We start from the raw sequence: 23927 nt of genomic DNA on the forward strand, positions 1-23927 counted from the left end.
AATAACAGCATCATGCTCATCAATCATTCATCTTCGCCGGACGACGTGTCCCGCCGCTTGCACCGAACCGCACGTTTTCCGCTGCCAGCAGTGCTGGTTGCGGCAATCGTTGCGCTGCTTCTTCCATCGGCATCATGGGGCCAGCAATCACAGCTCTACGAATTGCTCTCCCCCACCCAAACGGGTGTTGACTTCGCTAACCGGATTAATGAGACGAAGGAGTTCAATATCCAGGAATTCATCTACGCTTATAACGGCGGCGGTGTGGGCGTTGGGGATATTAATAACGATGGCCTTCCCGACCTGTTTTTTACGGCAATGCAGTTGCAGAATAAACTGTATATCAACAAAGGGAAGTTCAAATTTGAAGACATCACCCACCAAGCTGGGCTGGTGGAGAACGACGGGATCAGCTTTGGCGTGTCCATGGTGGATATTAATGCTGATGGTTGGATGGACATTTACGTCTGCCGCCAAGATGGCCCCAATCGCTTATACATCAACAATGGGAATCTTACCTTTACCGAGCGTGCAAAAGATTTCGGATTGGCATACAGCCCCAGCAGCACCCACTCCGCATTTTTCGATTATGACCGCGATGGCGATTTGGACGTGTATATCCTTGTCAATGGCGACGCACGCGGCGAAAATTATACGCGGAAAGGATTAACCGACCGCCTGTTTCGCAACAATGGGAACAACACCTTCACCGATGTCTCGACCGAAGCAGGAATTAACGACCGTGGCTACGGGCTTGGCGTGAGCGTGGGCGATTTAAACGATGACCAATGGCCCGACCTGTTCATTACCAATGATTTTGAAGAGCGGGATATTATTTATCTCAACAATCAGAATGGAACGTTCACCAACTCCACGAAATCCGTCACAAAACACACCACGGAATTCGGCATGGGGAACGACATTGCCGATTTTGATAACGACGGACATTTGGACATTGTGGCGGTGGATATGCTCCCCGAGGACCACAAACGATTGCACGGGCACATGGGAAGCCAATCGGTCTATAGCCCCTTGTTCGACAGCACGCAGTTGATGCGGAATATCCTGCTGCACAATCGTGGCAACGGAACCTTTGCCGATATCGCCTTTCTTTCCGGCATTGCCGAAACCGATTGGAGCTGGGCCTGCCTGCTGGAAGATTTAGACAACGACGGATTTAAGGACCTGTACGTTGCCAACGGCTACAAACGCGACGTTAGCAACCTTGACGTGATCAATAATTTCAGCCGAACGATGATGGATAAAGTTTCGGCAGTGAAATTGGTCCCGACCACTCGGCTGCAGAATTACGTCTTCCGCAATAATGGGAACCTCACCTTCAGCAAAATCACCGATCAATGGGGGTTTTCGCAAGTGATAAACACCAACGGCGCAGCCTTTGCCGACCTTGACCGCGACGGCGATCTTGATTTAGTGCTGAACAACCTTGACTCGGTTGCCTATATCTACCGCAGCAACGCAGTCGAGAATCACGTGGGGAATTATTTGCGGATAAAACTCAACGGAAAAACTCCAAACGCCGAAGGAATTGGGGCGCGAATTGATCTGTGGGCAAATGGTGGCCACCAAGTTCGCGAAGCATACCGCACACGCGGCTACCTTTCTTCGGTGGAACCAATCCCCAATTTTGGAATTGGCAAGGCCACCACTGTTGATTCGGTTCGTGTGATCTGGAGCGATGGAACGGAGCAGATGCTCCGGAACGTTGCCGCCAACCAAGTGCTGGCGTTAAATCAATCGGAGGCCAGCAAATCGACACCGCAGGCAAAGCCGCAAATGCCAGCATTATTCACCGAAATAACCGCCGAAAACGGATTGCATTTTAACCACCGCGAGAACATCAAATGGGATGATTTCGAGCGGGAACGGTTGCTCCCCAATCGGCTTTCGCGAAATGGGCCCGGAATTGCCGTTGGCGATATTAACGGCGATAGCCGGGAGGACGTGTTCGTTGGTGGAGGGAAATTCCAGCCCGGAAAAATCTTCATTCAACTGGACGAAGGGAAATTCCAGCCGCTTCAGCAACCAAGCATCGCTGCCGACTCGATGAGCGAAGATATGGGCGCGCTGTTTTTTGATGCCGATGGCGATAACGACCTTGATCTGTACGTTGTCAGCGGCGGGAATGAATACCAAGCAGAGAGCCCAGAGCTACAGGATCGGCTGTATTTCAACGATGGCAAAGGGAATTTCAAGAAAAATACCGACGCGCTGCCGCGGATGCTCACCAGCAGCTCATCAGTTATTGCTGCCGATTACGACGGCGATAACGACCTTGATTTGTTTGTTGCGGGACGGTGCATTCCCGGGCAATATCCGCTGAATCCGCGCAGCTATTTGCTGAATAACACCAAAGGGAAATTCAGCGACGTCACGGCAAAAATTGCCCCCGAGCTTGACACCGTCGGAATGGTGACATCTGCAATCTGGAGCGATTACGACAACGATGGCGATCCCGATATCCTGCTTGTTGGTGAGTGGATGACCCCTCGCGTCTTCCGCAACGATAAAGGGAAATTCAAAGATGCCACCGCCAACTCCGGATTGGAACATGAGAAAGGTTGGTGGAACAGCATCATTTCTGGGGATTTCGACAACGATGGCGACATGGATTACATTGCCGGAAATTTGGGGCTGAACACCTCCTTGCGGATGAAGGCCTCAAAAGAACATCCAATCCGGCTTTATGCCAACGATTTCGATGACAACGGCAGCCTTGATTTAATCACCAGCTATTATTACCGGGGGATTGAATATCCAACCCGTGGCCGCCAAACAATGGCATCGCAAATGCCGCCATTTATTCGCCGGAAATTCCCAACGTACGCGGCGTATGCGGCGGCATCAATCCAAGAAATTTTCGACAAGAAAAAATTGGATGCAGCGATCCGTCTGGAGGCAACGAACATGGCAAGCTCCTACATTGAAAACATAGGAAACGGGCAGTTCAAAATTTCTCAACTCCCCATCGAGGCGCAAGTGTCGCCAACATTTGGAATGATAATCCAAGATTTTAACGCCGATGGCAACCTTGACCTGGCATTGGTCGGGAATTTTTACGCTCCCAGCCAAGACGTTGTGCGCTATGATGCCGGAAGCGGCTTGGTACTGCAAGGGGATGGCAAGGGAAACTTTACCCCGCTTACTCCAACCCAAAGCGGGTTGTTTGCAAATGATGATGCCCGCGGGATCACTGCATTGCAGCAATCGGGGACCAACTCCCTGGCAATGATTGTGGTGAACAACAACGCTCCGTCGCAGATATTCCAACGCCAATTCAGCAGCGCCGATGGCAAGCTGATGGGTTTTGAGGATGTTGCCAAATACACCCATCTAATTCTAAAATTAGAAGACGGTCGGCAGCGGCGGTATGAGTGTTCGTATGGCTCCGGCTATCTTTCGCAATGCTCTGGGGCGATTTTAATCACGCCGCAAACGCAATCGGTGACGCTGTTCAAAGGGACGAAGCAGATAAAACAGATCAACTTTTAAGTGCATCCATACACAGATCATAAAAGGGAAAACCATGAACCACGAGAACAAAAAAAGCAAAAGGCTTTACGCCTTGCTGGCAGCAATGCTTATTGGATGCGGAATTCTTCCATCCGCCACGGCAAAAGATGCTAACGCGGAAGGGAGCCGTTATATCCACCAGATTAACCGCCAAATTATCGAGACGATCATCAACGATGCGTTTTCGCCACCGGCGGCAAGCCGAATTTTTGCGTATGCAAACCTTGCAGCCTACCAGGCTTCCTGCTCCGGCTTCCAAGGATTTAAAACGTTAGATGGCCAATTGAACATTATCTCTGGGATGCCAACTGCCGATCCGGCATTGGAGTACGATTGGCGCGTCAGTAGCGTTACGGCATTATGCGGAGTAGCCTCCAAATTGGTGTATTATTACCAGAGCATTGATTCTGTTGAAGCACTCATATTGGATGAGCTGAAAGCCACCACTTCCCCCGAAGTCTTTGAACGCTCGAAGGCATTTGGGCAGCAAGTTATTGCGGCCCTGATGAAGTATGCCAAAACGGATGGATGGGGTAAAATTCAAGCAAGCCCTGAGTATAATTTTCCGCGAGGAATACCAGGCATTTGGGAACCGACTCCACCAAAATTTATGGAACCATCCGGCCCATTTATCGGCACTGTTCGTCCAATGTCTATGGGATCGGCTAGCGAATTTGATCCCGGGGCACCGATAGAATTCAGCACGGATCCGAACAGTAGATTCTACAAACAAGCGCAGGAGGTCTATCAGATTTCCCAGAACATGACCGACGAGCAGCGGGAAATCGCGCTATTCTGGAACGACACGCCTGGTTCAACAGATTTCCTTGGGCATTTTACCCCCACAAAACGGCAAATCAATCCAACCAGCCATTGGATTAACATCACCAGAATTGTGTGCGAGCAGCGCAATTTGGGCTTGATGGAAACCATTGAAGCATACGGGCTTGTTTCAATATCCTTGTTTGATGGCTTCCTTTCCTGCTGGAATGCGAAATACAAATACAACACCATCCGCCCTGTCAGCTATATCAACCGCTATTTTCTTGGCGACTCCACCACTCAAGCATCGTGGAAGCCATTAATTGAGACTCCATCATTCCCGGAGTATCCAAGCGGCCACAGCACTGTTAGCGCAGCTGCCGCAGTAGTGCTTACCAAACTGCTTGGCCCAATGAAATTTACCGACGATACAGAAGTGCCATTTGGTTACCCTGCACGCACCTTCAATAATTTTATGGATGCGGCGCAAGAAGCCTCCATAAGCCGCGTGTATGGCGGTATCCATTTCCGCGAGGGTTGCGACTCGGGCAACCGATTCGGGCAAATGATTGGCAACAACGTCGTAAAAAAATTGATCACGCGGGCAAGCTAATTCCGCGTAATTAAAAAAAAGAAGCGTGGTTGGGAGCAATTCCAACCACGCTTCTTTGCTATGGATGCCGCATTATTACTCCGCTCCAACTTCCTTCAGAACACCTAATTCGCGACCAACTTTTGTAAACGCTGCAATTGCGGTGTCCAAATGGTGGCGATTGTGCGCGGCAGAAATTTGAACACGGATGCGCGCCTGGCCCTTCGGGACAACTGGATAGAAAAACCCGATCACGTAAATCCCTTCCTCCAATAATCTGGACGCGAATTGCTGCGCCAGCGGGGCATCATACAGCATGATCGGCGTTATTGGATGCTCGCCAGGAATAATATCGAACCCGGTTTCCGCCATTTTTGCGCGGAAGTATTTTGTGTTTTCCTCCAACGTATCGCGCAGTTCGGTAGTTTGGCTTAGCATATCAATAACCGCAATTCCTGCCCCAACAACACTTGGCGGCAAGGTGTTGCTGAACAGATATGGGCGCGAACGTTGGCGAAGCATTTCGATAATTTCCTTCCGCCCTGTGGTGTATCCGCCAATCGCCCCACCCAACGCTTTTCCTAACGTTCCGGTGATAATATCCACCCGCCCGATTGCGTTGCAGTACTCCGTTGCGCCCCGCCCTTTTGCCCCCATAAATCCTGCGGCGTGGCATTCGTCCACCATTACCAGCGCACCGTAGCGGTCGGCCAGATCACAGACTTTATCAATTGGGGCAATAATTCCATCCATCGAAAAAACACCGTCGGTGACGATTATTTTTTGCACGCAGCCGTCGGCATCGGCTTTCTGGAGTTGCGCCTCAAGGTCCGCCATGTCGGCATTGGCGTAGCGGTAGCGTTTTGCCTTGCACAACCGAACTCCATCAATAATGGATGCGTGATTTAGGGAGTCGGAAATAATCGCGTCGTTCTCGCCAAACAACGGCTCGAACACCCCGCCGTTGGCATCGAAGCAAGCGGCATACAGGATGGTGTCCTCGGTTCCATGAAACTCCGCCAGCTTCCGTTCAAGCTCCTTGTGGATGTCCTGCGTGCCGCAAATAAACCGGACGGAGCTCATCCCAAACCCGTGCGAATCAAGCGCGTTGTGGGCCGCTTGGATTACCGTTGGATGGGAGCTTAGCCCCAAATAATTATTTGCGCAAAAATTCAGCACCGATCCTTCGCGCCCCTCAACGCTGATTTCCACCCCTTGCGGCGAAGTAATCACCCGCTCGTTTTTGAACAAGCCTGCTTCGCGGATATTTTGAAGCTCTTGCTGAAGTGCCGGGCGTAGTTTGTCGAACATGATGTTGATATGGTTAGTTGGTTATGGTTGCTGTTTTTTTTAAGAAGCCAAGCTGTTGCCGAATGCCTTCCGCCGATCAATCATAAATTCACCTGAAACCCCAATGAAACGATTGCTTCCAGCGTGAAAAAGCTGTGCGAAGCGCGGCCTTCGCCTACGGTTAGAACGTCGCTGTAATCGGCGTAGGCTCCTTTCAGGCTTGCTTCCAAAAATCCATATTTCAGAAAATCGTACCGAAGCCCAAGGTCCAGGCCAACCACGTAACCGGCAATGTGGTAGCGGTTGTCGGTTTCCACGTTGAAGATAGCCACGTCCGATTTTGGGATCACGATCCCCGCCCCAACTTTCCCCAGCAGCCCCAACCAGTGGAGCCGGTTGCTCGATTTCAGCAGGTTCTGCCGCTTCAGGAAATTCACCATCCAGAAATTCGCGCCGTTGGTATGCTCGAACCGCAGGAACTGGTTGCTGAGAACCGTATCGGTGCTGACCCTTCTGCCACGAATCTCCCCCTCGATTCGGGCGGTTTGGTTTTGGGTCATCACATATTTCACATGGTCGAAGCAGATCTCGATGCCAAGATCGTTGGGATCATTGAAAAAATAGGCAAGCCGATACACGTACTGCGGCACGGAGAGATTGGAGAGGTTGGTCCCAACGATTTCCAGCCCTGGGCGGTCGTGCGCCTCAAGATTGTAAAGGGTGAAATCGTACTGGTCGGTTGTGTGGTCGCTGAAATGGATGGTGCTTCGGCTGAACCACGATTTGTTGTAGCCCCAAGCAAAACTTAGCGTCCCCCTCCCCTGCTCATTCTGCGAAGGGCAATCGCACAGTGTTGGAAGAACGGTGTCGGCCACGGAACGATCTTCGGTTGAGTCCTGAGTTGAATGTTGTGGGCGATCTTGACGGCTTTGAGCAAGAACCAGAACCGGAAACAGGAGCAGCACCAACAGGAAAAACCGCCCAATCAGTTGTTGAAAACGCATGGAGTAAGATGTAGAGTTTGGCGGCCCGTTGCGCACCGTGCGCAAAGTTAGCATTCGTTCCAGATTGCCAACGCCGCCACCAAAACCTTGTTTCGGTTTAAAGCCACGATGTAGATTGGCCGGCATGAACCAACTGGACGTAACAACCGCCCATTTTACGCTGCCAATGAGCGATGGCGAGCGGATCCACTGCACCGCCCGATTTCCCACCGAGCCGGTCCGCCCGCTTCCAGTGCTGCTTTTTTTTCATGGATTCAAGGGCTTTAAGGATTGGGGCGGATTTCCCTACGCCTGCCAGCGGCTTGCCGATGCCGACTTCTACGTTGTGAGCATCAATTTCACGCATAACGGTGTTGAAGGGAACGGGACGGAGTTCACGCGGCTGGATCGGTTTGCCAGCAACACCCACTCCCGCGAAGTCCGCGAAGCTGCCGAGGTGATTGATGCCGTTGCCGGGGGCGCAGTCCTGCCGGAATCGCACCTTCTTCTTCCTGGGCAGCTTGGGGTTATTGGCCACTCGCGCGGGGGGGGAACCGCGATTATCGCCGCTGCCGAACGGCCTTCGGTTGCTGCGGTTGCCGTCTGGGGGCCGGTAAGCACGTTCGACCGCTACACCCAGCAGCAGAAGCAACGCTGGAAGGATGCTGGTTTCATCGAGCTTCCCAATGCACGCACCGGGCAGACGATGCGGATAAACGCCGCATTCATGGATGACCTTGCCGAGCATGGCAACCGCCTGGATATTTGCGCCGCCGCAGCCCGGCTTCAACGCCCGTTGCTGGTGGTGCATGGGAACCAGGATCTTTCCGTTTCCCCCGACAATGGAGCGCGGATTGCCGCTGCGGCTTCGCCCGACCTTACCACGTATCTGCCGATACCGAACACCGGGCACACGTTTGGAACGGTCCACCCGTTTGCCGGAACCACGCTGGCGTTCGAGCAAGTGATTGATGCAACGGAAGGGTTTTTCCTTGAGCATCTTGTTCACTAAGCCCCTTTCCATTCTCCGCTGGCTGATTATTTTGGCCATTGCTCCATTCGGCTTGCGAAGGCTTTTTGGCCATCCCCTGCCTTGACAACTCCATATCCAACACAACTGCACACGATAACCGTTGCTACCAACCCCCTTTACCATGATGATGAACCGGACGCTGCCGATACGTGGCCTATCGTTGTTGCTGGCCTGCGTTGTTTCCCTTTCCGTTTTTCCCGCCGCACCTCCACTTGCCTCGCAAAGCCTTCCCCCCTATGTGATGCGGGCGATTGACACCTCGCTCTCGGCAATCTTGATGACCCGCGACGACATGAAGCTCCGCTGGGACCGCGTCCCCGACGACCGCCACCGGCTCAGCTTGGTGAAACGGATGTTCGAGCAACCCCTGATCTGCTTTGCGCTAGCCGATACGCTGGGGAACGTTGCCGAAAAAGGGCTGGAAGAGCCCGCACTTCTTTTCAAGCAATTCGCAGCAATGCTTGATTTGAAAGATGACCTGTTCAGCAACCCCCGGCTATCGGTAACGGACCGGGAGCTCCGTTCCTTCGCAAAAGTTGATCTGGATTCCGTTGACTTTGCCCCCGCCTTCATCCTTCGCCGATTCCTGACGCTGACCCTGGCGGCCGACGTGCAGATGTACAACGCCCGCACCGCACTGATAGAGGAGCGGCTGCAAGGATTGGTCAGCTACTGCGACTCGCTGGTGCTGCAATCCGAAGGGGGCGGGGAAGCAACGCCGGTGGAGATGCGGATGGCCGAACGCTACGGGCTGGCGCGGGCAAAACGGTTTTTCAACACCGACGCTGCCGACATTGATTACGCGCAGTTCATCAGCCCCGGCGCAAACTTGTTTATCAGCGGGTTGGAGTTTGCGCGGAACATCGCGCCCGAGGTTGAGAAGCTGAAGGATTCCGTGAAAACCCGAATCTGGAACACACGGCTTGGAAGGGTGGCGATTGGCGGCCCAGGCGATGATGTTTACACCGGAAACTTCTACTGCATCATTGATGTTGGCGGGAACGACGTGTATAAACCAAGCCCGCGCACAAAGGAGAAAGCCGCCGACCGTGGCGTTTCGCTGGTGGTGGATTTTAGCGGGAACGACAGCTACATCGGCGGAGATTTTGACTTTGGCGGAACCTTGTTCGGGGCATCGGTGCTGATAGATATGAAAGGGGACGACAGCTACTCCGCAGGGAACTTTGCGCTTGGAGCCGGATACTTCGGCACGGGGGTTTTATACGATGCCGAAGGAAGCGACCGCTACGTTGGCGGAACAGCGGTGGAAGGCGCGGGGCTGTTCGGGATTGGCTTGCTGATTGACCAGGCCGGCAACGATGTCTATCAGGCTCACCTCTGCTCGCAAGGGTTTGGCTACACCCGTGGCGTTGGCGGAATTATTGACCGCGCCGGAAACGACAGCTACATCGCCAACAGCCCCTACACCGATTTCCTTCGCTACGACGACCACTACGAAACCTTCTGCCAGGGAGCCGCGCTTGGAAGCCGCCCGGTGGCTTCGGCCGGCTACGGATTCATTACTGATCTTGCCGGAAGCGACAACTATACCGCCGACATTTTTGGGCAAGGGACCGCCTACTGGTTCGGCTACGGCGCAATCGTTGACCGCAAAGGGAACGACCGCTACAACGCCTTCCAATACTCGCAAGGGGCCGGCGTGCACTTTGCCCATGGCGTGGTGCTGGACAACGCCGGCGACGACAACTACGTCTCGCACGGGGTCTCGCAAGGGTGCGGCCACGACGTTGGCTTTGGCGGGTTGTACGACGTGAAAGGGGATGACAACTATGTGGTGGAATCCCTTTCGCAAGGGGGCGGGAACGCCAACGCTATCTCGCTGTTCATTGACGGCGCGGGGGAAGATGGCTACATCGCCCGCCGCGACAACACCATGGGCTACAGCGATTTGCGGAACTGGTTCGGCATGATCGGCATCTTCCTGGACCTTGATGGCCACGACTTCTTCGGCAGCGCGAAAGGGAAGAACGACACCCTTTGGACCGGCAGCTTCTACGGTGCAGGGCTTGACGGAAATTTCAAACCGAAGGAGAGCGAGCCAGGCGCGCCGGTTGAGGAGAAAAAGCCGGAGAAGACCAAAGAGGAGATCGAAAAAGAATTGTCCGATGATCTTCCCACGCTCTTCATCCAGGCCTCCACCGCGCCGCAGAAATACCAATACATGGTTGGCCCCGCCCGCCAGAAAATCATTGACCGCGCCGACTCATCCATCCCCTTCCTGATGGAGATGCTCAACACCGAACTCCCCCGCGAGGCACTGGCCCTGCGCGACTACATCCTCCCGAAAATCGGGCGCAGACTTACGCCGCAGTTGATTGATACGCTCCGGTTTGGCTCGCCATCGCGCCAGGGGTTGGCGATGTACGTGTTGGGTGAGATGAAGGACAGCACCGCAGCAATCGCGCTTGGGCGGAAGCTGGTGGACTCCACCAACTGGCGGATACGCGCCACCGCCGCCGAAGCCTTGCTAAAAATGAAAGCCGACACCGCACGCCCCTACTTGATCCGTGCGCTGGGCGACACCGTCGAAATCGTTCGCGGGCGCGCGGCGCGGGCATTGGTGAACATTGCCGACAGCACCGAGCTACAAACCCTGATCCTTCCGCTAACGAACGACCCCAGCCAGATTGTCCGCTACCAAATTCAAATTGGGCTGGGGATGCGAGCAATTGATAGCATTGCCCCCTTCCTTGCCGATGCCTTGCTGCGCCAACGCCACGGATACACCCACGACCTGCTTAGCCCCCTTGCCGCAAAAATCACCCTGCCGGTGCAACGCAAACGCCTTGTTGACGGCTTGCTTGCCGACCCCAACGCCACCTACCGCGTTGAAGGCGCGCGCCTTGCTATCGGCTGGAAAGACTTGGAGCTTCTGGAACGGGTGACAAAGCTGAAGAAGGAGGAGAAAAATTCGGCGGTGTTGTTCGAGATTTACCGGGCGATTGACCTGCAAAAAACCTTGAAAGAGGAAGCGAAAAAAGAAGCAAAGGAGGAGAAGAAGCACAAGGGAAAGGAGAGCACGGTTGAAGCCACAACCGACGCAGCCACCGACACCGCGACCTCCACAAGCGAGGGGAAGAAAAAAACGGGAAAGAAATCGAAGTCCAAAAAGAAGAAGTGAGGGAATCAACGGCCTATCGGAAAAAGGTGGGGGGGGAGAGATAGAGGAGAATCCTTTCTCTCTCTCCCCCCACTTTCTTGCCAAGCCACAATGGAAGGAATCTACTTCACCACCATCACCCCGCCCGATCCTACCTCCATTCCTGCTCCATCTATCACTCGAACACGGTAGCTTCCGCTTGATAAGCCCTCCGTGCGGACACCCACCAATCGCTCCCCAACGATCCCTGCACCAACCTCACGGCGCAGCACCACGCGACCAAACAGATCCACCACCTCTATCCTATCCTCACCCCTCCCCGATGATACATACTCCACCACAAACTCATCCCGTGAAGGGTTCGGCCAGATACCTACGCCACGCACTCCCTTCGCTTCTGCTTCAGCACCCGTTGCCACTGTGCTGAACTGAACCATCGGCCTCTGCAAGCCGCTGTAGCTGTCGTTCAGCAGGGTGCTCCCCAGCGTCTTCCGCTTCTCCATCCCAGTTAGAAGCAGCGTGTAGGTGGAATCGTACGGCAATATCCCCGGCTCTCGAACAACACCTTCCCTCCTCCGGCTTGCAAGCACCGCACCGTTACCGGGCCACCCGATACCTCGATATACTCGCTATGCCCCTTGAACCCTACTCCTTGAACCGTTCGTTCCTCCCCATCGCTGAATTTCATGGACAGGTCCACACTCCCTACATCGGGAATTGTGTGGAATAACCGAAACCGAACCTTCCCGGGTGCAGGGCGGTTGTTCCAGTTGGTTGGTAGGATTACTGTGCTGACATTGCTATCCATCCCGGTGCCCACTAAAAACAACGTGTAGAGTGTGTCGGTACGAACATTGACCGTGTCGTACAGCAGTTGGAATTGCTCGGGGGGACCATCAAGTCCAACGTACGTCTGGGTGATTGTGGGGCCTAATAAATCATCTATAACTCCTGTTGCTCCAAGAAATTGAGCACCCTGATTCCAGTATGCAATAAGAGAACGAATGAATCGGCGACCACTCGCATCTCCTGTAAATTCATCTGGCACACAATCCACATACCGCATACCACCATCCCCTTGATTCGCATACCGTTGCTTCTCCACCGGGCGTTGCTCCAACGTATCGCTATCATGCACCATATAGAACCCAAGCGTGTTCTCCGCTACTGTTCCAACAATTACCATCGTCAGCACTTGCGGTCCAATGTACTGGCCCGTGAAATAAATATTCGTCGGTTGATTATCTATCAATAGCGTTGACGTTATTCGCGTCTCCTGCTGTAAAAAATACGCTAATTCTCCATTAATTCCCCGACGCGCAAACCACAGTTGTGACGCAAACACATTTTTCTCGTTAGGATCACGACCCATTAATCGAACCTCGCCTAATTTCGGCGAAGCGTGAAATACCCCAATAATTAAATTATTAAACTCCTTATACACTGGCGTTAATGTCCGGCCAAATGTTATCCCCCGCAACGTATCCCCCGGTGTTCGCACCGCATAGAGGGTAAAGGCCGAATCCGATGTCACCATCACCTCTTCGGTAAAGATCGCTTCACTTTTCGGTGCACCCGATGCTACGGCAATGACCCTATGACTTCCAACGGAAATTGGCACTGACGCTGATGCGTCGGCAAATCTCAGTCCGCTTGCAAACGGTGTTGCTTCGTCGTCAACATAAAAATCTAATTTCTCCGCAGGGGCGTTCTCCATGAAGTTCGCCACTCGTAACCGAGGTATTATTGCTTGGCTGTATGCGTTCTGGTCGGCCATTACTATGGCAACAAGCATCATCGCGATGGTGTATAGGACTTTCATCTACTGGCTCCTGCTAAGGTTTATGGTGAATATGGCGTACTCTCCCCCCCCCCTCACCATACCCTTGTGATGGTATCATCACAAGGGTATGGCAGGAGAAGCGATGATCTATTAGCGTAAATCAAACTCCGTGGCTGGTAATGGCTGTGCACCCATTGATGGTTGCGATCCGCCATCACCGTTAATTTTCAACACTCCGGTTCCATCGCCTTTCATTTTCGTAACCGCAATATCCTTCCCAGCAATTGCCGTGCGGCGGTATCCTCACCAGGCTTCTCATCTACTTCACCACCATCACCCCACCCGATCCTACCTCCATTCCTGCTCCATCTATCACTCGAACACGGTAGCTTCCGCTTGATAAGCCCTCCGTGCGGACACCCACCAATCGCTCCCCAACGATCCCTGCACCAACCTCACGGCGCAGCACCACGCGACCAAACAGATCCACCACCTCTATCCTATCCTCACCCCTCCCCGATGATACATACTCCACCACAAACTCATCCCGTGAAGGGTTCGGCCAGATACCTACGCCACGCACCCCCTTCACTTCTGCTTCAGCACCCGTTGCCACTGTGCTGAACTGAACCATCGGCCTCTGCAAGCCGCTGTAGCTGTCGTTCAGCAGGGTGCTCCCCAGCGTCTTCCGCTTCTCCATCCCAGTTAGAAGCAGCGTGTAGGTGGAATCGTACGGCAATATCCCCCGGCTCTCGAACAACACCTTCCCTCCTCCGGCTTGCAAGCACCGCACCGTTACCGGGCCACCCGATACCTCGATATACTCGCTATGCCCCTTGAACCCTACTCCTTGAACCATTCGTTCCTCCCCATCGCTGAATTTCATGGACAGTTCACACTCCCTACATCGGGAATTGTGTGGAATAACCGAAACCGAACCTTCCCGGGTGCAGGGCGGTTGTTCCAGTTGGTTGGTAGGATTACTGTGCTGACATTGCTATCCATCCCGGTGCCCACTAAAAACAACGTGTAGAGTGTGTCGGTACGAACATTGACCGTGTCGTACAGAAGTTGGAATTGCTCGGCAGGGCCATCAAGTCCAACGTAGGTTTGCGTAATGGTCGGTCCTAATAGATCATCTACCACTGTTGTTGCTCCAAGAAATTGGGCAGTCTCGCGATTCCAGTATGCAATAGAAGTGCTGATAAATCTACGCCCAGCCGCATCTCCTGTAAATTCATCTGGCACACAATCCACATACCGCATACCACCATCCCCTTGATAGGCGTAGCGTTGCTTATGTATCGGACGTTGCTCTCCTGTATCACTATCATGTAGCGTATAAATAGCAAGGTTGTTTGTAGCCGGTGATCCTGTAATAATGAACGTCACTACTTGTTCTCCTATAAATTGATCAGTAAAAATATTTGCATTTGAGATTTTATCGCCTGATAATGTTGAACGTAATAATCCCTCTGTGACTAACGATGAGGGAGTGCCACCAGCTAATCCTTTTTTTCCAAATGTCCAATCAGGTACAACAAATAGTGGATTACCGTTGGCAGAGAGTGACCGACAAGACACCGTTCCTAATGTTGGCGATAGATGCATAAATCCGACACGTACTCTCCTATTTCCATTGACCTTGTTGATATTCGCGTAGCTACCAATTATTCCTTTAATCGTATCCCCCGGTGTTCGCACCGCATAGAGGGTAAAGGCCGAGTCCGATGTCACCATCACCTCTTCGGTAAAGATCGCTTCACTTTTCGGTGCACCCGATGCTACGGCAATGACCCTATGACTTCCAACGGAAATTGGCACTGACGCTGATGCATCAGCAAATCTCAGTCCGCTTGCAAACGGTGTTGCTTCGTCGTCAACATAAAAATCTAATTTCTCCGCAGGGGCGTTCTCCATGAAGTTCGCCACTCGTAACCGGGGTATCATTGCCTGGCTGTATGCGTTCTGGTCGGCCATTACTATGCCAACAAGCATCATCGCGATGGTGTATAGGACTTTCATCTACTGGCTCCTGCTAAGGTTTATGGTGAATATGGCGTACTCTCTCTCTCCCCCCTCACCATACCCTTGTGATGGTATCATCACAAGGGTATGGCAGGAGAAGCGATGATCTATTAGCGTAAATCAAACTCCGTGGCTGGTAATGGCTGTGCACCCATTGATGGTTGCGATCCGCCATCACCGTTAATTTTCAACACTCCGGTTCCATCGCCTTTCATTTTCGTAACCGCAATATCCTTCCCAGCAATTGCCGTGCGGCGGTATCCCCCAAGGCTTCTCATCTACTTCACCACCATCACCCCACCCGATCCTACCTCCATTCCTGCTCCATCTATCACTCGAACACGGTAGCTTCCGCTTGATAAGCCCTCCGTGCGGATACCCACCAATCGCTCCCCAACGATCCCTGCACCAACCTCACGGCGCAGCACCACGCGACCAAACAAATCCACCACCTCTATCCTATCCTCACCCCTCCCCGATGATACATACCCCACCGCAAACTCATCCCGCGAAGGGTTCGGGAAAATCTTCATACTGGAGGTTTGCTCTTGCTGCTCTTTAATTCCTACTGTTGCTGTAAATAACGGGATCGGAAGCTGCGCGTTCATATCCAGATCACTTAAACGATTGATCCCCATAGAACTATTTTTGACTATCCCGCTGATGATTAGCGTATAGACTGAATCTTCATCTATCCTACCACTACTCCAAAGTAACTGCTGGTTGCTTCCTGCACGACTTACACGTACTTCTATGACTCCAGCGGTACTCTCTTCATAGTCAACCCACGCTTGATATTCAAGATCAAGAATCTGACGGATACTACCATCTGCATACCGCAACTCAACATCTACTCTACCAAGGTCAGCCCCAGCATGGAGTAGGCGCACCCATGATTTTCCTGCTGACGGGCGTGCTGTTAATGAGCTATGCAGAATCACCTGAGTTGCCGAGGAGTCCTTTGCTGTTCCAACGAGGTAGTAGGTGTACAGCGTATCCTTATTCACCATGATTGTATCGTCTAATCGCTGTAACTCCCTGGTTGGGATCCCTTCATATATCCTGCTTCGTACCCGCAATAGACCTAAAAAATCATCTGAAACTTGCATAGCCTCTCGAAAAACTCCGCTTACATTTGGTGCAGTGCTGGCTCCCGCTCCCCCTCCAAAATTTGGAGCTGCTTCTTCTTGGGTGCGGTTAAGAATATCTGGTGTTAAGATCACGAATCGAACCGCCCCATCTTCTTCGCCTCGGCGGCGTTGCTTCTTCACTGGGCGTTGCTCAGTTGTGTCTAACTCCGCTAACTCATAGACTGCTAACGAGGTATCGGTTGCTGCACCCGTAACAATAAACGTCAAGATCGGTCCCCCTAAATACTGTGTGCTAAACTTGTTGAACTCCTTAATCTTCGTTGGATCTATATCCGTTTCGATCTTTCCTTCGGGTACTGGATACCGCCGCCACTCACCACTTGCTCTACTGGCAAACGTGTAGGTTTGAGCGGATCCATCTCCTCCCCAATTTTTGAAATCAATATGTGCCTTACCAAGTCGGGGAGCAAGGTGGAGCATATAGATCAGCACGGTTCGTTCTGGGTATGGTTCCGATAGCCATCGCGCCATCACAATTCCACGCAACGTATCGCCGGGGGTGCGGGCGGCATAGACCACATAGGATGAATCTGATGTCGTGATGAAGGACTCATCAAACAATGCTTGTTGCGGAGTTCCCCCGGTAGCAACTACCCGTACCCGATGTTCTCCTACACTGATCGGTAATGCTCTGGAGGCTTCAGCAAACCGGAGGTTTGTTGCAATCGGCGTTGATTCATCATCTAGGTAAATGTCTATCCCTTCGACTGGGGAGCGTTCTATAAAGTTGGCAACACGCAAACGTGAGGGGTTTGATTGACCTATAGCTGTGTTGCTTACGCACCATAGGCATAATGAAAGGGCTATGCCATTGATTACTGTCCAGGTTCTCATCGGTTCTTCTCCTGTATAATTGAGTACTTGGTGGGACTGTTTACAGCACTGCGGCTACAGGAGCGGTGAGTCCCTCTCATTTCTGAGAAGAACACCACCGCACTATAGCCTACAGTCTAAGGTTATCGAAGATCAATCGTTGGCTGTTGGGTCGAAGGCTGCCGAAGGATAGCCGGGGGCTGAGATGGCCCCTTGGTCTTTAAGATGGCCGTTCCATCCCCCTTTAGTTTTGTAATAGCGATATCCATTCCAGCAATTGCCCTGCGGCGGTATGGACCATTGCCAATAGGGAAATCAGCACTTAATGTTGAGCTACTGGTGTAAAGTGTATTTGTAGCATCAACAACAATTCCGCCACGAGGTGGGGTTGAAGGCGCACCGGTTCCACTCCCAATAGCATCCTGAGCAGTGCCTCCTAAATACCCGGACCAAATTGGGATACCAGCTCCTGCCGGAGGAGGGGCCGCATTGCATGGAGTAAATGGTGCTGGTGCTGGTGTCCCATTAAGTTTGGCAAGGAAGCCATCGCTACCTCCTCCCTGATAGGTCTTCTGTAAAGTTGCGGCACCAACAACAGGGAAGTTGGGGCTACTGGTAGAACCACCAATCAACAAGTCATTATTGGCATCGACAGCAATCGCATAACCGAAATCAATTCCGGCACCACCATAGTAAGTTGCCCAGAACCGGTCCCATAATGCCGGAGTTTGTGGCTGATGATTGAATTTCACGATGAAAGCATCGTAGATCAGGAAACTCCCTTGCGTTGATTGATAGGCTCGTGATTCATTCGGAAACATGGGATTATTGCACGAGGTGGGGAAATCGAAGGATTCTGTTCCGCCGATAAATGCAATGTTTCCAGAACCATCAATCACTACATCCTCCGCTTTATCATCATCGTGGCCACCATAATAGGTAGCATAGCGGAGGATCGGTGATGGTAGAGTAATAGGGGGATTTCCTGGCACATCGGTAAAGATTGCAAACCAGGCATCAACTTTTCCAATCAAGATTGGGAATAGGCTGTTACCTGCCATTGGAAGATCAAGCACTGACTCTGTTTGCCCCACGACCGCAATAATTTCTTGCTGTCCTTCGGGTTGTTGGAAGTCAACGGTTTTCACATGAATTCCGTTCCCTTGATCGTCTTGGCTCCCGCCATAATATGATGCCCAAATTCGATTTCCGGTTGGATAGTATCGGGCAATGAATCCGTCGCTTGCTGTTGTCGAATTTCCGCGATTGAGAACATTGCCAGGAGTTCCAGGAGGGCCAAAAGGAACAACACCTGGTAGGTTCCCGCTACGTGTGATCCCAGTAATCAGGATATCCTCCTGTTTGCCACTTAGCCGACTCTTTCCGATAGCAACGCTATAGACTGCATCAAGCCCGGCTCCGCCATAGTAGGTGGCCCATCGAATGCTACCGCATACATCCAGTTTCAGCACAAAGCCATCTGTTGATCCACCTCCATAGATTGTTTGCAGAGGTGGCGTAACAGGAAGAACGTTAGGCCAAATGTTGTTGGTACTTGTTTCCCCAACGACAACAATATCATTGTTGGCATCAACCGCAACACTATGGGCAAACTCTGTTCCTGATCCACCAAAAACCGCAGTCCAACGTACTCGTCCTTCAGGATCAATCTTTGCAATGATGGCATCAAAACCACCAGAGTTTCCTAATCCAATTTGCCGCGGTAAATCGCTACAGATTGAATACCCTGTAATGATAGTGTTACCGACGTTGTCCAATGCAATATCAGTAGTATAGTCATCAGGGTTACCTGATGGGGATGCACTACTTCCTCCACCATAATAGGTTGAGAGTTCCGGCTCGTAGTCACGATGGAATTTAGAAACGAAGGCATCTCCATCACCATCATTATAGCTCTCATCAAATGAGCCAGCAGTAACAGGGAAATCGGAGCTGGTTGTTACCCCGGTGGCTACTACATCACCAACCATATCTACAGCTACATCGGTATGTTTAACTGTTAGATATTGAACCTCATCCCCGCTTCCACCAGTAAATGTTCGAGAGAGAGCTTTACCAGCAGAGTTCAAAGTGAAGATGATAACATCCATGTTGATCCCACTAGTTTTGCTTCCTTGCGTAACTGGGGCTGTTGGGAAGTTTGGTGAGTTTGTTCCACCAACTGCTACTACGCTATTAAAAGGATCAATAGCTACACCCAAGAAATAATCAGGAGTTGATCCTCCCAAATATGTTCCCCACACAGCCGACGCAGCAGTGGAACCATTCAGTTTTACAACAAATCCGTCTGGTGAACCACCCCCTCCTGATTTTGTTTTTTGATGTGCGTTCGTACTGACAGGAAAATTTGTGCTAAAGGTTTCCCCTACCAGAACAACATCCCCATTTCTATCAAGCGCAACATCGTAGGCTCCATCCGAGCCGCTGCCTCCATAGAGTGTTGCCCATTTTCTCCCTCCCAAATCATTGCCGTTCGCTTCTAACCCAAATTTTACGGCAAACGCATCGCGTGGCCCAGCAAGGGTAGTCTGAACAACTCCTGTGGTTAATCCGATATTACTACTGCGGGTTTCGCCAGCAACAACCATTGTGCCGTTGTCGTCCATGTCAACGCCATGGAGGATGTCATCGTTGGTTCCTCCATAATAGGTTGACCAAAGTAATGTTCTGGAGACCGTGGTTGTTCCCGAACGATTAAATTTGGCAACAAACCCATCCTTGCCACCGCCTCTACCTGATTGTACACCGGCAACGCTTGCCACAGGAATATTCCCTCCCGGACTTGTTTCACCAACGATGGTAATAGTGCCGTTCCCTGCAACGGCAATGCCATATCCGCGATCAGCACCAGTGCTGCCAAAGTATGATGCCCATAAGCGATCCCCATCTGGTGAAAATTCTGCGATAAAGGCATCAAAACCTCCGGCAAGCGAGTACTTGACACCATCTCCTGCTGTTCCCAACTCTGTACTTTCGGTATTGCCAACGATAACGATATTGCCAGCATCATCAACGCCAACATCGTACCCAGCATCTTCTTTAGTGCCGCCGTATTGGGTAATCCAAAGCCGTTCACCTTGTGGCGAGAATTTTGCAACAAAGGCATCGTTTTGTGGATAGATACCAACATAGTCTTCTTGGTAAGCACCGGGCGTTGTTGGAAAATCGCCACTACAGGTAAATCCTGTGACAATCACATTGCCGTCACGGTCGGTGGTAATACCAGTTCCGACATCTAAGGAATTTCCACCGAGGTACGTGCTCCAATCATCTCCTTGTTCGCCAAACCGTACAACAAAAAGATCAGAAGCGGTTCCACTCAGTGTCGGCTGAAAAGAACCGACTGTCGTTGGAAAATCTTTGCTGTCAGTTTCTCCTACCATCACTATTACATCATCGCGTATAGCCAGTGCAGTGCCAAAATCTTCACCACAGCCACCAAAGTATGTTCCCCAATCCAATACTACGTTAGTGGAATTATGAGAAAGTTGGACAAGGAACGCATCAGCAGTTCCCACAGCACCTGCATTTTTAGTTTGCACAACTCCAGCTCCTGAAGTTGGAAAATCTTGACTATTTGTCCAACCAGCCAGCCATAATTTTCCTTGAGCATCAATTACTGGGTCAAAGCCAATCTCCGCACCACTTCCGCCCAAATATGTTGACCACTTTAAGTGCTGTGAATTCTGATTCGCTTGAATTGTGGTGATGTCTCCAACCAGTTTTGTGACAAACGCGTCACGATCACCCTTTAGCGTGGTTTGCCCTGTTATCGCCTGCTTCGTTGGGAAATCAGTAGATGCTGTAAATCCCGTAGCAATGACATCACCTCCGTCAAAAATCACTCCATACCCAATATCCCAATTATCGCCGCCCAAATAGCTTGTCCATTGTAAGGTAGGATTTCCTGTATTTGGGTTATCGAACATTGCAACAAAAGCACTGATACCAGAAACATTTGTTGTCTGATATACTTTTGTTGGCTCTCCTAATGGAATATCTGAGCTTGAGGTCCAGCCCGTAATAACGATTCGATTAGCAGTCGCAGCAATGTCATAGCTCTCTTCCGTAATACTACCTGATTCAATGCTTTCGTATCCAGTGCCGCCATAATATGTTCCCCATGTACGTGCTCCTGATGGAGTAAATTTGGCAACGTACATATCAATATCCCAAGTAGGGTCTAGATCATTTTTAAGACTCTGGTTCTGATCGGTTGAGATATTGTACGTGCTTCCAGTAAACCCTGTAATTACTGGGTTACCACTATAATCAAGTGCCAACCCATAAGCATCATCCGGTTGAGGGCCTCCATAGAGACTTGCCCAAATCTTCCCTCCATTACCATTTAACTTCATCAAAAATGCGTCACGATCTGGCTGTCCCCCAGGAAGTTCTCCTGGCTTTGCTCCGGTGCGTGCTGTTTGATGTGCTGAACCACCACCCACTGGAAACTCAGCAGTCCCATCAGCAGGACGATCGGTATGCCCAGCTAAGTAAATTTCATTACTGCTGTTGATTGCGATACCATGTATCCAATCTTCTTGTGAACCGCCAATATATGTAGCCCAAATTCTCCCCCCGATTGCATTCATTTTGACAATAGCAACATCTGTAATTCCTTTATTCGTTGACTGTAACGCCCCTGCGCTTACTGGGAAATCTGTGCTTACGGTGTTCCCGCCAAAAACTACGTTGCCATTTCCATCAATGGCGCAAACCCCTCCTTCATACTCTTCATCGCTTCCGCTTCCACCGTAGAGCGTTGCCCACAGCACGTCGGGGTCAATCACCAATGTTTTGGAGTGGTCGTAAGCATCAACGCCAAACCGTACCGTGTTTTCCTTCAGGATAAACCGGCTTTCTACTGGTTCAGCGGCTTCATTTCCGGTGAGCGGATTCGCGGTCTGGTAGGTTACAGGGGCTTCTTCGACGATGTACCCCAAAGGATTTTCAACTCGCAGGCTTCCATCGCCCATCGCCGTTGCTGTTCCACCGTTATAACGGAGTTGAATATCCCCAACATCCCCACCCGGATGCACGATGAACTCGTATTTCATCCGTTTTCCAGACGTGCGCAGCCGTAGGTCAATCTGTGGATAAATACCATGATACACCACCGTCCGGAACGTGCGGACGTTCTGCACCGATTTCCCTGCCACGTAGTAATTCCGCGTTTCAATGGCTGTATCCGTTGCCGTAACTGTTGGATTGGCCGCACCCCCCACTACCTCCATATCCATTCTCCAAACCTTTACGTTTTCCGTTGCCGAATGCGTGTGGTTGTGATGGGACAACTCCTGTTTGGCACTGTCTTCCTTACTATCCTTTGCTTGCTCATGCTGGGTAAACACGTAACTGATACGCCCAGCATCAAGGTAAAGCCGCAGGTTCCCAGCTTCCGCAGTGAAGTCAATATCGGAGCGAATAGTGCCATGGTCGTCCTTCACTTGGCCGCTGTTTTGAACAAACAGCAGTTCTTTCTTTTGTGCAAAGTCGCGAGCTTTATTCATCATCTCCTCCTTTGTTCCTCGGTTCGATACTGGCACTACCGGAACAGCAGTTTCAGCATCGGTGATATGGGTTTCTGGAGTTTTGGTATCGTTGCTGAGCAACCACCATCCGGTTGCTATTGCTGTCAAAAGTGCGGTTGCCACCGCAGCGCGGCGTGTTGTTTTGTGAATCTTCATAGGTTATGTCCCTCCCGAGAAGCAGATACCGTTGCATGGATCCGCTTCCCAGTTGTACTTTAGGTTCAATTGTTAGTGTTGGATTTGCTATCAACGAACTCCGCATGGGACCATTTCTGGCTCCATAGGGATAGACTGAATGTTCCGAAGGTCTTAACGAATGCGCTGCAACGCAGACGTTTCCATTGCTTCATCGGCAAAAGGCTTCTTGGTGCAGGTGGCTTGAACTATGGAGCCATTGTTATACCCTCCTTTGTGGATGTGCTTGGTGCATAAATGTTGGTGCAGACAAAATCGTAGGACGGTGGCAGAGGTCGGGGGCGGACGATGATCCGCTATCTATACTTGGGAAGCAGCCCCCCCTGAAAAAACAGGTGGTAATAGGGAGGGGATTAAGTACCGAGTACCGAGTACCGAGTACCGAGTACCGAGTACCGAGTACCGAGTACCGAGTACCGAGTACCGAGTATCCGCTTCGAAAATCGTTAGAGATCTGTGGAGAGTGTTCATAGGGCTGCTGAATACTTGAGGATAGCGTTACCCGCTGCAGAATGAACCGCATTCCAACAATTGCGATGGAAATGCTTGGGCTGAACTTACAACAGAAGAAGCCTGTAAGCAAGGTCGAAAGGGAAATTTGAAGAAGATTTTTTAACAGGTTATGGTGATTGATAGAACTCATCGGAAAAAGGTGGGGGGAGAGAGATTGAGGAGAACCTTCTCCCCCGCTCCCAAATTTCACACGCCCCACTGTTTGATCTTTCTCATTTGGGCGTATCTTTGCCGCCGACATTTTCATTGATGGGATGGACGTTCCTGCCCTCCTTCCCTTCAATCCACAAACCTCTCCGAACATCCGCATGACGATTGATCCGGCATTCGCACAACAACTTGCTGAAGGTATCGAAGCCAGCACCAGCCCACATTGCCCGGCGTGTGGCCGCCCGGGTTGGAAAATCATTGCCCGCGTGTACGAAGCCCGCGAGTTTATGGGGGCCGCCACCCCCGATCCCGCAACCGTTGATGTGATCCATCAACTCCCCCGAATCTGCGACAACTGCGGTTTCATCTCTTGGTTCCGCATCCAGCTTAGCGCGCCTGCCGAAGGCTAACGCGCACCGGCCCG

The 23927-nt window shown here is 51.5% G+C and carries 13 protein-coding genes; 5 read left to right on the top strand and 8 right to left on the bottom strand.

The features are described 5' to 3' along the window. Positions 1-12: 12 nt before the first annotated feature. Both IPM61_15425 and IPM61_15430 read left to right on the top strand, forming a co-directional pair. A complete protein-coding gene (locus IPM61_15425; GenBank protein ID MBK8912701.1) occupies positions 13-3513 on the top strand; it encodes a VCBS repeat-containing protein in 3501 nt (1166 codons plus the stop codon). A gap of 34 nt (positions 3514-3547) precedes the next feature. Further along, positions 3548-4909 carry a vanadium-dependent haloperoxidase gene (locus IPM61_15430; protein MBK8912702.1) on the top strand — a complete coding sequence of 454 codons (1362 nt, stop codon included), beginning with the start codon at positions 3548-3550 and terminating at the stop codon, positions 4907-4909. A 75-nt stretch (positions 4910-4984) separates the two neighbouring features. Here IPM61_15430 and kbl read toward each other — a convergent pair whose 3' ends face one another. Together kbl and IPM61_15440 are read right to left on the bottom strand one after the other, a co-directional pair. Further along, positions 4985-6199: a glycine C-acetyltransferase gene (gene kbl / locus IPM61_15435; protein ID MBK8912703.1), complete on the bottom strand. Its 1215-nt coding sequence runs from the start codon at positions 6197-6199 to the stop codon at positions 4985-4987. A gap of 80 nt (positions 6200-6279) precedes the next feature. Continuing rightward, positions 6280-7182 (bottom strand): hypothetical protein, encoded by a 903-nt coding sequence (locus tag IPM61_15440; protein MBK8912704.1) that lies wholly within the window; start codon positions 7180-7182, stop codon positions 6280-6282. A 124-nt stretch (positions 7183-7306) separates the two neighbouring features. Here IPM61_15440 and IPM61_15445 point away from each other — a divergent pair, with 124 nt between their 5' ends. Further along, positions 7307-8173 (top strand): prolyl oligopeptidase family serine peptidase, encoded by an 867-nt coding sequence (locus IPM61_15445; GenBank protein MBK8912705.1) that lies wholly within the window; start codon positions 7307-7309, stop codon positions 8171-8173. A 142-nt stretch (positions 8174-8315) separates the two neighbouring features. Beyond that, positions 8316-11336 carry a HEAT repeat domain-containing protein gene (locus IPM61_15450; protein MBK8912706.1) on the top strand — a complete coding sequence of 1007 codons (3021 nt, stop codon included), beginning with the start codon at positions 8316-8318 and terminating at the stop codon, positions 11334-11336. 101 nt (positions 11337-11437) lie between these two features. Here IPM61_15450 and IPM61_15455 read toward each other — a convergent pair whose 3' ends face one another. The 6 genes from IPM61_15455 to IPM61_15480 all read right to left on the bottom strand — a co-directional run bounded on the left by IPM61_15455 (position 11438) and on the right by IPM61_15480 (position 22801). After that, on the bottom strand, positions 11438-11857 hold the full coding sequence (locus IPM61_15455) for a T9SS type A sorting domain-containing protein (protein ID MBK8912707.1): 420 nt from the start codon (positions 11855-11857) through the stop codon (positions 11438-11440). Next, positions 11824-13137, bottom strand: coding sequence for a DUF4397 domain-containing protein (locus IPM61_15460; protein ID MBK8912708.1), 1314 nt, complete (start codon positions 13135-13137; stop codon positions 11824-11826). The genes IPM61_15455 and IPM61_15460 overlap by 34 nt, the downstream gene beginning before the upstream one ends. A 280-nt stretch (positions 13138-13417) precedes the next feature. Beyond that, a complete protein-coding gene (locus tag IPM61_15465) occupies positions 13418-13984 on the bottom strand; it encodes a T9SS type A sorting domain-containing protein (protein MBK8912709.1) in 567 nt (188 codons plus the stop codon). Beyond that, complete coding sequence (locus IPM61_15470) at positions 13981-15123, bottom strand: DUF4397 domain-containing protein (protein ID MBK8912710.1); 1143 nt, start codon at positions 15121-15123, stop codon at positions 13981-13983. Before IPM61_15470 ends, IPM61_15465 begins: the two co-directional genes overlap by 4 nt. Before the next feature lie 281 nt (positions 15124-15404). Further along, complete coding sequence (locus IPM61_15475) at positions 15405-17111, bottom strand: DUF4397 domain-containing protein (GenBank protein ID MBK8912711.1); 1707 nt, start codon at positions 17109-17111, stop codon at positions 15405-15407. 122 nt (positions 17112-17233) lie between these two features. Continuing rightward, positions 17234-22801: an SBBP repeat-containing protein gene (locus tag IPM61_15480; GenBank protein ID MBK8912712.1), complete on the bottom strand. Its 5568-nt coding sequence runs from the start codon at positions 22799-22801 to the stop codon at positions 17234-17236. 806 nt (positions 22802-23607) lie between these two features. On the opposite strand from IPM61_15480, the gene IPM61_15485 reads away from it, so the two are divergent. Continuing rightward, positions 23608-23913: a hypothetical protein gene (locus IPM61_15485; protein ID MBK8912713.1), complete on the top strand. Its 306-nt coding sequence runs from the start codon at positions 23608-23610 to the stop codon at positions 23911-23913. The last annotated feature ends 14 nt before the right edge of the window (positions 23914-23927 follow it).

The sequence above is a fragment of the Chlorobiota bacterium genome, from assembly GCA_016710285.1.
In the GTDB taxonomy this organism is placed as follows: domain Bacteria; phylum Bacteroidota; class Ignavibacteria; order OLB7; family OLB7; genus OLB7.

Excerpts from the sequence above, each read along its gene's own strand:
- IPM61_15475 (MBK8912711.1), bottom strand. The coding sequence starts at position 17,111 with ATGAGAACCTGGACAGTAATCAATGGCATAGCCCTTTCATTATGCCTA.
- IPM61_15485 (MBK8912713.1), top strand. The coding sequence starts at position 23,608 with ATGGACGTTCCTGCCCTCCTTCCCTTCAATCCACAAACCTCTCCGAAC.
- IPM61_15480 (MBK8912712.1), bottom strand. The coding sequence starts at position 22,801 with ATGAAGATTCACAAAACAACACGCCGCGCTGCGGTGGCAACCGCACTT.
- IPM61_15425 (MBK8912701.1), top strand. The coding sequence starts at position 13 with ATGCTCATCAATCATTCATCTTCGCCGGACGACGTGTCCCGCCGCTTG.
- IPM61_15445 (MBK8912705.1), top strand. The coding sequence starts at position 7,307 with ATGAACCAACTGGACGTAACAACCGCCCATTTTACGCTGCCAATGAGC.
- IPM61_15465 (MBK8912709.1), bottom strand. The coding sequence starts at position 13,984 with ATGAAATTCAGCGATGGGGAGGAACGAATGGTTCAAGGAGTAGGGTTC.
- IPM61_15460 (MBK8912708.1), bottom strand. The coding sequence starts at position 13,137 with ATGAAAGTCCTATACACCATCGCGATGATGCTTGTTGCCATAGTAATG.
- IPM61_15470 (MBK8912710.1), bottom strand. The coding sequence starts at position 15,123 with ATGAAAGTCCTATACACCATCGCGATGATGCTTGTTGGCATAGTAATG.
- IPM61_15430 (MBK8912702.1), top strand. The coding sequence starts at position 3,548 with ATGAACCACGAGAACAAAAAAAGCAAAAGGCTTTACGCCTTGCTGGCA.
- IPM61_15440 (MBK8912704.1), bottom strand. The coding sequence starts at position 7,182 with ATGCGTTTTCAACAACTGATTGGGCGGTTTTTCCTGTTGGTGCTGCTC.
- kbl (MBK8912703.1), bottom strand. The coding sequence starts at position 6,199 with ATGTTCGACAAACTACGCCCGGCACTTCAGCAAGAGCTTCAAAATATC.
- IPM61_15450 (MBK8912706.1), top strand. The coding sequence starts at position 8,316 with ATGATGATGAACCGGACGCTGCCGATACGTGGCCTATCGTTGTTGCTG.